We start from the raw sequence: 9,301 nt of genomic DNA, 5'->3' as shown, positions 1-9,301 counted from the left end.
CGAACCGATCAGGTCGGGGTATCAACATATCTGGCGTTGACTTTTGGCACGCTGTTGAGTTCTCAAGGAACGGACGCTTCCTTTGTACTCACCCTTTCGGGCTTTCCTCCGGGCGCTTCCCTTCGGTCTTGCGTTTCCGACTCTATCAGATCCTTTTCGATCCGATTCCCGGTCGGCGGGGTTTGTCGTCGGCTTCCGGCTTTCACTCGTCGGCCTTTCGACATTCACTACGTTAGCCGATTTCTCCGGGGACTCATAATCGAGTCCCGCGAGTTCGAATTCGAGCATGCGGACATGCCGAAATCACTCCCGCTGAGGGAAGTCGGAGGTAGTGGGTTGGCCGCTTCCGGCTGCAGGCGATTGCCGTACCCGGGTCAAGCGGCTCGGGCTACATTACGCGTCTCCCAAAGGAGAGTCAACTTCGGCGCTTCCTCGGCACATGTGCCCGGTAAGGGCTGACGGTCGGGTCGTCGGCGACCCAGTAGCGCCAGGGGTGGACGCCGCCTTCGCCGGCCACGCCCGTCCGGGGGCCGTTGCGTACCTGGTCACCGGGGACGGCAGCGCCCGTCAGGATGCGCAGCGGGGTGTCCTCGCAGGCACATGCGTCCGTGCCGTTCAGCGCGCGGTCCACGCCCAGGGCGGTGGCGAGCCGGGCCGGGCCTTTGGCCAGTTCCTTGTCGTTGCGGGCGGAGAGCCGGCGGGTCCGGGCCAGCTCGGCGCCCTCGATGATCTCGCCGGCCCGGAGCAGAACCGCGCTCGCCCGGCCCTCGGGACCGCACACCAGGTTCATGCAGAACCACATGCCGTAGGTGAAGTAGACGTACACGTGGCCGGGCGGGCCGAACATCACTTCGTTGCGGGGGGTGCGGCCGCGGTAGGCGTGGGAGCCCGGATCGTTCTGACCGTCGTAAGCCTCGACCTCCGTCAGGCGGAGGGCGATCGGACCGTCCGGGGTGTCGCGCAGCAGGATGCGGCCGAGGAGGTCGGGTGCCACCTCGAGAATGGGGCGGTCGAAGAAGTTCCTGGGCAGGGGCGTACGGTCGGGGCTCGCGATCATGCAGTCCGAGCGTAACGCAGCCGGGACCGTGCGCGGGGTGGTCAGGGATCGTCCGCCTTGCCAGGGTGTGGGGCGCGGAACCGGCCACGGCCGGATCGCGTTTGTATGGATCGAGGATCCACACGTAAGCCTGGAGAGGGAGAGACATGGCGTTCAAGAAGCTGCTCGCGAGCCTGGGGGCCGGCGGGGCTTCGGTCGAGACCGTGCTGAGCGAGGCCAACGTCGTTCCGGGGGGTGTCGTCCAGGGCGAGGTGCGGATCCAGGGAGGGTCCGTCGACCAGGAGATCGAGGGGCTGTCGGTCGGACTCCAGGCCAAGGTCGAGGTGGAGAGCGGCGACCAGGAGTACAAGCAGGACATCGAGTTCACCAAGGTGCGGCTCGGCGGTGCCTTCGAGTTGAAGGCCGGTGCGGTGCACGCGGTGCCGTTCGGCCTCGAGATTCCGTGGGAGACGCCGATCACCATGATCGACGGGCAGGCGCTGCGCGGGATGAACATCGGCGTCACCACGGAGCTGGAGATCGCGCGTGCCGTGGACTCCGGTGACCTGGACCCGATCAACGTGCACCCGCTGCCGGCGCAGAAGGCGATCCTGGACGCGTTCATCGGCCTGGGCTTCCGTTTCAAGAGCGCGGACATGGAGCGCGGTCACATCCGGGGTACGCGGCAGCAGCTGCCCTTCTACCAGGAGATCGAGTTCTTCCCGCCGCAGCAGTACCGCGGGCTGAACCAGGTCGAGCTGAGCTTCGTGGCCGACGCCCAGGCGATGGACGTCGTGCTGGAGATGGACAAGAAGCCCGGACTGTTCAGCGAGGGCAGCGACACGTTCCGTTCCTTCAAGGTCGGGCTGAACGACTACCAGGGCACCGACTGGACGGCGTACCTCAACCAGTGGCTGTCGGAGGTCGGCAGCAAGCGCAACTGGTTCTGAGGGATCCAGGGGGGAAGCCCGTAGGCTCGGTCGTCTCTGCACCAGAACATCAGGAGGTACCGAGGTGACCGAGCTGAAGCGGCGTCCGCTCCCCCATGACTTCCACCCGCCCGTGCCGTCGTTCACCGTCACGAGTGAGGACGTGCAGGAGGGCGGGACGCTCAAGGACGCTCAGGTCTACGCGGCCGGGAACACCTCGCCGCATCTGCGGTGGGAGGGCTTCCCGGCCGAGACCAAGAGCTTCGCCGTGACGTGCTACGACCCGGACGCCCCCACGGGCAGCGGGTTCTGGCACTGGGTGGTGTTCGACATCCCGGCCTCGGTGACCGAGCTGCCGGTGGGCGCGGGCAGCGGCGCGTTCGAGGGGCTGCCCGCGGGGGCCGTACAGGCGCGCAACGACTACGGCAGCAAGGAGTTCGGCGGTGCCGCGCCGCCGGCCGGGGACGGACCGCACCGGTACGTGTTCACGGTGTACGCCGTGGACCAGGAGAAGCTCGGTCCGGACGCGGACGGCACCCCCGCCTTCGTCGGCTTCAACCTGCGGTTCCACACGATCGCGCGTGCCCAGCTGATCGGTGAGTACGAGGTGCCCGCGGACAGCTGAGTGTTCCGAGCGTTCATGGAACGTTTGCCCGCCCCCGGTCTTGGAATGGATCAGGGGCGGGCATTTTTGTTGCCGGGGGGCGAGGGGGCATCCCTCGTTGGAGCAGCAGATATTGCGTTGTCCATCCCGGCGTGCCCGGCCAGAGTTGTTCCCAGCCCGCCAGGGGGTGGGCCGGTGCGCACGGGAGGTGGGCTGGTATGCGGGACACGCTGGTGCTGAACGCGAGCTTCGAGCCGCTGTCGACGGTGACGTTGAATCGAGCCGTCGTTCTGGTGCTCCAGGACAAGGCCGTCGTCGAGCAGGCCCACCCCTCACTGCGGATGCGCGGAGCCGCGCTCGACATACCCGCGCCGCGGGTGATAAGGCTGTGCCAATACGTACGGGTGCCGTTCCGAAGACGCGCTCCGTGGTCGAGGCGGGGGGTGCTGGTCCGGGACCGGCACCGGTGCGCGTACTGCGGGCGGCGGGCGACGACCGTCGACCACGTGGTGCCGCGGTCGCACGGCGGGCAGGACACGTGGCTCAACACGGTGGCCTCGTGCGCGGAGGACAATCACCGCAAGGCGAACCGGACGCCGGCGCAGGCGGGAATGCCATTGCTGCGAGAGCCGTTCGAGCCGACGCCTGCCGATGCGATGTTGCTGGCGCTGGCCCGGGACGACTTCGCTGCGCTGCCGGAGTGGTTGGTGTTGGACGCGGCGTGACGGCCCCTCACCGTAAGGGCTTGGCCTTCGATGCCGGGTGCGGTGCCGTCCGTGACTGGGCGCGCAGTTCCCCGCGCCTGTGAGGGCGCGACCCACTCGCCCGGCATCCAAGGGATCCCGTCAGTCGATCGACGGCTTCTCTCGGCGTTCCTGGGCGGGGACGCTTGCGCCGCCGCTTCCGCTGCCCGAACCGCCGCCCAGGCCGCCGATGTTGCCCATGGCTCCGGAAAGGCCCTTGAGGGCGTCGCCGATTTCGCTGGGGACGATCCAGAGCTTGTTGGCGTCGCCCTCGGCGATCTTCGGGAGCATCTGGAGGTACTGGTAGGAGAGCAGCTTCTGGTCCGGGTCGCCGGCGTGGATGGCCTCGAAGACGGTGCGGACGGCCTGGGCCTCGCCCTCGGCGCGCAGGGCGGCGGCCTTGGCCTCACCCTCGGCGCGCAGGATCTGGGACTGCTTCTCGCCCTCGGCGCGCAGGATCTCGGACTGCCGGACACCTTCCGCCTGGAGGATCGCGGCGCGCTTGTCGCGGTCGGCGCGCATCTGCTTCTCCATCGAGTCCTGGATGGAGGTGGGCGGTTCGATGGCCTTGAGCTCGACCCGGTTGACGCGGATGCCCCACTTGCCGGTGGCCTCGTCGAGGACGCCGCGCAGGGCCGCGTTGATCTCCTCGCGGGAGGTCAGGGTGCGCTCCAGGTCCATGCCGCCGATGATGTTGCGGAGGGTGGTGACCGTCAGCTGCTCGATGGCCTGGATGTAGCTGGCGACCTCGTAGGTCGCTGCGCGGGCGTCGGTCACCTGGTAGTAGATGACGGTGTCGATGTTGACGACCAGGTTGTCCTGGGTGATCACCGGCTGCGGCGGGAAGGGGACGACCTGTTCGCGCAGGTCGATGCGGTTGCGGATGGTGTCGATGAACGGGACCACGATGTTGAGGCCCGCGTTGAGGGTCCGCGTGTAGCGGCCGAAGCGCTCGACGATGGCGGCGCTGGCCTGTGGAATGACCTGGATGGTTTTGATCAGGGCGATGAAGACCAACACCACCAGGATGATCAGGACGATGATGATCGGTTCCATCGTGGTTGTCCCCGTCCCCTTCTCCGCCTCGGCGCTCCGGCAGATCCTATTGGCGACCAGACCCCTGTCTGGCTCTGACTACTGCTGATCTTACGGCTGTTGAGGATCTTGCTGGTCGAGTCTGACAGACCATTGCACGACTCGGGGGTCGTTCGGGCCACTTGTGGCACGGCGGGGTCACATGACGACGGCCGTGGCTCCGTCGATCTCCACCACGTCCACTTCCTCGCCGGGCTCGAAGACGCGCCCGGTGTCCAGCGCGCGTGCCGACCAGATCTCTCCGGCGAGTTTGATGCGCCCGCCACCGCCGTCGACGCGCTCCGTGACCACGGCCTGTCTGCCCTTCAGCGCGGCCACGCCGGAGGCCAGTTGGGGCTGTTGGGCGCGGTGCCGGGCGGCGACGGGCCGTACGACGGCGATGAGGGCGACCGAGACGATGACGAAGACGATGACCTGGACGACCAGGTCCGCGCCCAGCCCGGAGGCGACGGCGGCGGCGACCGCGCCGACGGCGAACATCCCGAACTCCGGCATCGCGGTCACCACGAGCGGGATCCCGAGGGCTGCCGCGGCGACGAGCCACCACACCCATGCGTCGATGTCGTTCACGCTGTCATGGTAGGTCCGTTGGGGACGTCGGGGACAGGGCGCACGGGGGGCGGGTCAGGACAGCGGGAGTCCCTTCGCGGTCCACCGGTCCCCGGCCTGCTCGACGACGAGCGGGAGTCCGAAGCAGCGGGACAGGTTGCGGGAGGTGAGTTCCAGCTCCAGGGGGCCGGCGGCCAGGACCTTGCCCTGACGGATCATCAGGACGTGGGTGAAACCGGGGGCGATCTCCTCGACGTGGTGGGTCACCATGATCATGGAGGGTGCGATGGGGTCGCGGGCGAGCCGTCCGAGGCGGCGGACGAGGTCTTCGCGGCCGCCGAGGTCGAGGCCGGCGGCGGGCTCGTCGAGAAGGAGCAGCTCGGGGTCGGTCATCAGGGCGCGGGCGATCAGGGTGCGCTTGCGCTCGCCCTCGGAGAGGGTGCCGAACCTGCGGTCCAGGTACTCGGTCATGCCGAGGCGGTCGAGGAAGGCGCGGGCGCGCTGCTCGTCGATGTCCTCGTACTCCTCCTGCCAGCCGGCCGTCATGCCGTACGCGGCGGTCAGGACGGTCTGCAGCACTGTCTGGCGCTTGGGCAGCTTGTCGGCCATGGCGATGCCGGCGACGCCGATGCGCGGGCGCAGCTCGAAGACGTCGGTGCCGGGCCTGCCGAGGGTCTCGCCGAGGATGGTGGCGGTGCCGGTGCTCGGGTAGAGGTAGCTGGACGCGACATTGAGGAGGGTGGTCTTGCCGGCGCCGTTGGGGCCGAGGATGACCCAGCGCTCGCCCTCCTTGACCGACCAGGAGACCTGGTCCACCAGAGCCCGGCCCTCGCGGACCACGGATACGTCCTGAAGCTCCAGAACATCGCTCATGAGCGCGTTGTCTCCCCTTGCATTGTGGCCGGTCTCGGCTGTCGCGTACACCTGTGCTCGGGCCGCGGCGCCGGTGGGCGCAGGCCCCTCCACGAAATCTACGCCACCGGTCGGCTTCACTGTTCCATCGGTCCGGTCCTTAGGGTGGGGGCATGCTCTCGGAACCACGCGCAGGGCGCCTTGTCGCCTGGGGAAATGCCCTTATTGCCCATATGGTCTCGCCGGACGACGCCGCGGTCGCGATCGTGGGCGACGACGCGGTGCACCGGGTGGCGGGACTGCCGGGCGAGGACGCGCCGGTCGGGCTCACGCTCGCGTTGGGGCGGCTGCGGGCGCTCGGGGCGAGCGGGCTGCGGGTCGCGCTGCCCGCGCCGGGGCATCCGCTGGGGCTGAGCGGGCCGCCGGAGTTCAACGCGCGGGCGCTGGAGGCCGAGGAGGCGGTGATCTGCGAGGGGGCGGCGCTGGGTCTGGTGCCGGAGGTGTACGAGGCGGGGCCCGAGGGTGACGTGCACGTCGAGGTGGTGTGGCACTGCCTGCCGGTACGGGAGGCAGTGCCGGCGGACGTGCCCTCGCTCGGGGAGGCGGAGCGGGAGTTGGCGGAGGCGCTGCGGGACGCGACGGAGGTGCTGACGCGGCTGGACGTCGCCGGGTCGGGACCGGTGGCGGAGGCTGCGGTCACGGCGTACCGGGCGCGGGCGGAGCGGTCGTCCGGGCGGGAGATGCTGGCGCCGGGGTATCCGCCGCGGGCGGTGCGGGTGCTGGAGTTGGCGCAGCGGGTGGGGATGCTGGTGTCGCTGGCGTCGGAGAACGGGCACGGGGGTGCGGTGAGCGCGTCCGAGATGGCCGCGCGGGGGGATGCGCTCAGGCCGGTGGAGCGGGTGGCTCGGCGGGCGCAGGTCGCGGCGTACAACTCCGTTGTGGTGGAGCGGCCTGAGTGACGGTGCCGTGTCTTGGCGGCGGCCCGGCGTGAGTGGGGGCGTGGGCCGGGGGTGCGCTGCTCGGCGCTGACGAGGTGCCGCAGCGCCCACCCGTGCCGCCCCAGCGGCACGACTGCCCGCTGCTGGGGCGGCACGGGTGGGAGGGGTGGCCTGCGTCAGTGGTTGACGCCCAGGTTGCCGAAGGCCGGGTTCAGGACGCCGATGACGTTGACGCTGTTGCCGACGGCGTTGACCGGGATGTGGATCGGCGCCTGGACCAGGTTGCCGGAGGCGACGCCCGGGGAGGCGATGGCCTCGCCGTGGGCGTGGGCGCCGCCGTCGGTGGCGGAGGCCATGCCCGCACCGGCGGCGATCAGTCCGCCGGCCACCATCGTCACGGCCGCTGCCTTCTTCAGGTTCTTCACTTACAAGCCCTCCTTGCGATCACCGGGGCAGTCGCCGCGGTGCGCACTGAAGAACGGCCGGACCCCTCGAAGGATGCGCCATATGGGGGACATTCCCACGACGGTATGAATCTCCGACCGGAGGGGAACCCTCCGGCGCGTCGCCGCGTACCGGGTCAGCCGGTCACGCCGTGGCGCACGGCCCACAGGGCGGCCTGGGTGCGATCGGCGAGGTCGAGCTTCATGAGGATGTTCGAGACGTGGGTCTTCACGGTCTTCTCGGAGAGGACCAGCGCACGCGCGATCTCCCGGTTGGAGCGGCCGTCCGCGATCAGGCCCAGCACCTCGCGCTCCCGCTCCGTGAGGGAACCGGCTCTGCCCGGTCCGGAGCCGCTCTCCTCCTGGCTCAGCAGGGCGCCCGCGACCTCGGGCTGGAGCAGGATGTGCCCGGCGTGGACGGAGCGGATGGCGCCGGCCAGCGCGTCGGGGTCCACGTCCTTGTACACGTATCCGGCGGCGCCCGCGCGCAGGGCCGGGACGACGGTGCGCTGCTCGGTGAAGCTGGTGACGACGAGCACGCGCGCGTGGTTGTCCAGTTCCCGGAGTCTGCGCAGGGCGTCGACGCCGTCCATGCCGGGCATCTTGACGTCCATGAGGATCACGTCGGGTTTCAGCTCCTGGGCGCGGTCGACGCCCTCGGCGCCGTCGGCGGCCTCGCCGACCACTTCGATGTCGTCCTGTACCTCCAGGAAGGTGCGCAGTCCCCGGCGGACCACCTGGTGGTCGTCGACGAGCAGGACCTTGATCGCGTCAGCCACCGGGAACCTCCATCTCGATCGTGGTGCCCTCGCCGGGCGCCGATAGTACGGTCAGCCGGCCGCCGGTGCCGTTCGCCCGGTCCCGCATGGAGACCAGGCCCAGGTGGCGTCCGGCGCGGCGCACCGTGCGGGGGTCGAAGCCGTAGCCGTCGTCGGTGACGCGCAGGACGGTTGCGGTGCCCCGCCGGTGCAGGGTCACGTCGACGTGTGCCGCCCCGGAGTGGCGCAGGGCGTTGTGCAGGGCTTCCTGGGCCACGCGCAGCATCGCCTCCTCCTGGGCGGCGGGCAGGGCCTTGACGCCGCGGCCGGTGAAGGTGACGCGGGCGGTGTGGGCGCGGTCGAGGACCTGGATCTGGGTGCGCAGGGTGGCGACGAGGCCGTCCTCCTCCAGGGCGGCGGGGCGCAGCTCGACGACGGCGGCGCGCAGTTCGTCGGCGGCCTCGGCGGCGAGCATGGCGACCTGGTGCAGCTCGCCCTTGGCGCGCGCGGGGTCACGGTCGACCAGGGCGGTGGCGGCCTGAGCGGTCAGGCGCAGGGAGAAGAGCTTCTGGCTGACCGCGTCGTGCAGCTCGTGGGCGAGGCGGGAGCGTTCCTCTGCGATGGTCAGCTCGCGGCTGCGCTCGTACAGGCGGGCGTTGGTGAGGGCGATGGCGGCGTGCTGGGCGAGGATGCCGAGCAGTTCCTCGTCGTCCTGGGTGAAGCCGCAGGTGCCCGTGGGTTTGGGACAGTTCTTGTTGGCCAGGAACAGCGCCCCGATGACCTCGTCGCCGTCGCGGATCGGCAGGCCGAGGAAGTCGACCAGGTCGGGGTGGGCGGAGGGCCAGCCGCCGAAGCGGGGGTCCTTGCGGACGTCGCCGAGGCGCTCGGGGGTGGCCTCGTGGAGCATCGCGGCGAGGATGCCGTGCTGGCGCGGCAGGGGGCCGATGGCCTTCCACTGCTCGTCGCTGACGCCGTCGACCACGAACTGGGCGAAGCCGCCGTGGTCGTCGGGGACGCCGAGGGCGGCGTACTGCGCGTCGAGCAGCTCGCGGGCCGAGGCGACGATCGTCTTGAGGACGTCGCGCACCTCGAGGTGCCTGCTCATGGCCAGCAGCGCGGAACTCACCGCGGTGAGGCCGGACCGGGGGCCGTGACTCATGTCCTCACGGTACCCGCGGGGGGTGGGGGCGGGATCGGCCCGGTGACGGGCGTCGCCTGGGGCGGTGGGACTAGGTCCCGGGTCCCGCCCGCCGGACCTAGGGCGAAGGGCCCGCCCCGGTCGGGACCCGTGCCCGAGGTGGCCGGTGGCGCCGGGTTCCTACGTTGTGCTCACGCCGGCCGGACGGGCGGCGGG

General features: G+C 70.3%; 11 protein-coding genes. 4 read left to right on the top strand and 7 right to left on the bottom strand.

Features of this window, described 5'->3' with window-relative positions:
- Nucleotides 1-415: 415 nt before the first annotated feature.
- The gene (locus AB0P07_RS17345) at nucleotides 416-1,057 is read right to left on the bottom strand and encodes a DNA-3-methyladenine glycosylase (protein ID WP_365551260.1); all 642 of its coding nucleotides are present in this window, start codon (nucleotides 1,055-1,057) and stop codon (nucleotides 416-418) included.
- Between the two features lie 146 nt (nucleotides 1,058-1,203).
- Here AB0P07_RS17345 and AB0P07_RS17340 point away from each other — a divergent pair, with 146 nt between their 5' ends.
- From AB0P07_RS17340 to AB0P07_RS17330, 3 genes are all read left to right on the top strand, one after another.
- On the top strand, nucleotides 1,204-1,986 hold the full coding sequence (locus tag AB0P07_RS17340) for a sporulation protein (RefSeq protein ID WP_365551257.1): 783 nt from the start codon (nucleotides 1,204-1,206) through the stop codon (nucleotides 1,984-1,986).
- 64 nt (nucleotides 1,987-2,050) lie between these two features.
- Nucleotides 2,051-2,590: a YbhB/YbcL family Raf kinase inhibitor-like protein gene (locus AB0P07_RS17335; protein ID WP_365551255.1), complete on the top strand. Its 540-nt coding sequence runs from the start codon at nucleotides 2,051-2,053 to the stop codon at nucleotides 2,588-2,590.
- Between the two features lie 197 nt (nucleotides 2,591-2,787).
- Entirely contained in the window at nucleotides 2,788-3,294 is a 507-nt protein-coding gene (locus AB0P07_RS17330) for an HNH endonuclease (RefSeq protein WP_365551252.1), read from the top strand.
- Between the two features lie 120 nt (nucleotides 3,295-3,414).
- On the opposite strand, the gene AB0P07_RS17325 is transcribed toward AB0P07_RS17330, so the two are convergent.
- The 3 genes from AB0P07_RS17325 to AB0P07_RS17315 form a co-directional block, all read right to left on the bottom strand.
- On the bottom strand, nucleotides 3,415-4,368 hold the full coding sequence (locus AB0P07_RS17325; RefSeq protein WP_365551249.1) for an SPFH domain-containing protein: 954 nt from the start codon (nucleotides 4,366-4,368) through the stop codon (nucleotides 3,415-3,417).
- A gap of 177 nt (nucleotides 4,369-4,545) precedes the next feature.
- The gene (locus AB0P07_RS17320) at nucleotides 4,546-4,977 is read right to left on the bottom strand and encodes an NfeD family protein (RefSeq protein WP_365551246.1); all 432 of its coding nucleotides are present in this window, start codon (nucleotides 4,975-4,977) and stop codon (nucleotides 4,546-4,548) included.
- Nucleotides 4,978-5,031: 54 nt separating this feature from the next.
- Nucleotides 5,032-5,829: an ABC transporter ATP-binding protein gene (locus tag AB0P07_RS17315; protein WP_233647136.1), complete on the bottom strand. Its 798-nt coding sequence runs from the start codon at nucleotides 5,827-5,829 to the stop codon at nucleotides 5,032-5,034.
- 152 nt (nucleotides 5,830-5,981) lie between these two features.
- Here AB0P07_RS17315 and AB0P07_RS17310 point away from each other — a divergent pair, with 152 nt between their 5' ends.
- Nucleotides 5,982-6,767: a hypothetical protein gene (locus AB0P07_RS17310; RefSeq protein WP_365551243.1), complete on the top strand. Its 786-nt coding sequence runs from the start codon at nucleotides 5,982-5,984 to the stop codon at nucleotides 6,765-6,767.
- Between the two features lie 155 nt (nucleotides 6,768-6,922).
- Here the strand turns inward: AB0P07_RS17310 and chpE are convergent, their stop codons facing one another.
- From chpE to AB0P07_RS17295, 3 genes are all read right to left on the bottom strand, one after another.
- Nucleotides 6,923-7,171, bottom strand: coding sequence for a chaplin ChpE (gene chpE / locus AB0P07_RS17305; RefSeq protein ID WP_102927314.1), 249 nt, complete (start codon nucleotides 7,169-7,171; stop codon nucleotides 6,923-6,925).
- Nucleotides 7,172-7,326: 155 nt separating this feature from the next.
- Nucleotides 7,327-7,968 carry a response regulator transcription factor gene (locus tag AB0P07_RS17300; protein WP_102927313.1) on the bottom strand — a complete coding sequence of 214 codons (642 nt, stop codon included), beginning with the start codon at nucleotides 7,966-7,968 and terminating at the stop codon, nucleotides 7,327-7,329.
- Nucleotides 7,961-9,106, bottom strand: coding sequence for a GAF domain-containing sensor histidine kinase (locus AB0P07_RS17295; RefSeq protein WP_365551234.1), 1,146 nt, complete (start codon nucleotides 9,104-9,106; stop codon nucleotides 7,961-7,963). The genes AB0P07_RS17300 and AB0P07_RS17295 overlap by 8 nt, the downstream gene beginning before the upstream one ends.
- Between the last annotated feature and the right edge of the window lie 195 nt (nucleotides 9,107-9,301).

Source organism: Streptomyces sp. NPDC085944, assembly GCF_040686295.1.
Taxonomy (GTDB): domain Bacteria; phylum Actinomycetota; class Actinomycetes; order Streptomycetales; family Streptomycetaceae; genus Streptomyces; species Streptomyces salinarius.
This window is presented reverse-complemented; position numbering and strand designations above follow the sequence as displayed.

Coding starts and splice junctions, on each gene's coding strand:
- AB0P07_RS17295 (WP_365551234.1), bottom strand. CDS start 9,106: ATGAGTCACGGCCCCCGGTCCGGCCTCACCGCGGTGAGTTCCGCGCTG.
- AB0P07_RS17345 (WP_365551260.1), bottom strand. CDS start 1,057: ATGATCGCGAGCCCCGACCGTACGCCCCTGCCCAGGAACTTCTTCGAC.
- AB0P07_RS17330 (WP_365551252.1), top strand. CDS start 2,788: ATGCGGGACACGCTGGTGCTGAACGCGAGCTTCGAGCCGCTGTCGACG.
- AB0P07_RS17325 (WP_365551249.1), bottom strand. CDS start 4,368: ATGGAACCGATCATCATCGTCCTGATCATCCTGGTGGTGTTGGTCTTC.
- AB0P07_RS17310 (WP_365551243.1), top strand. CDS start 5,982: ATGCTCTCGGAACCACGCGCAGGGCGCCTTGTCGCCTGGGGAAATGCC.
- AB0P07_RS17340 (WP_365551257.1), top strand. CDS start 1,204: ATGGCGTTCAAGAAGCTGCTCGCGAGCCTGGGGGCCGGCGGGGCTTCG.
- AB0P07_RS17315 (WP_233647136.1), bottom strand. CDS start 5,829: ATGAGCGATGTTCTGGAGCTTCAGGACGTATCCGTGGTCCGCGAGGGC.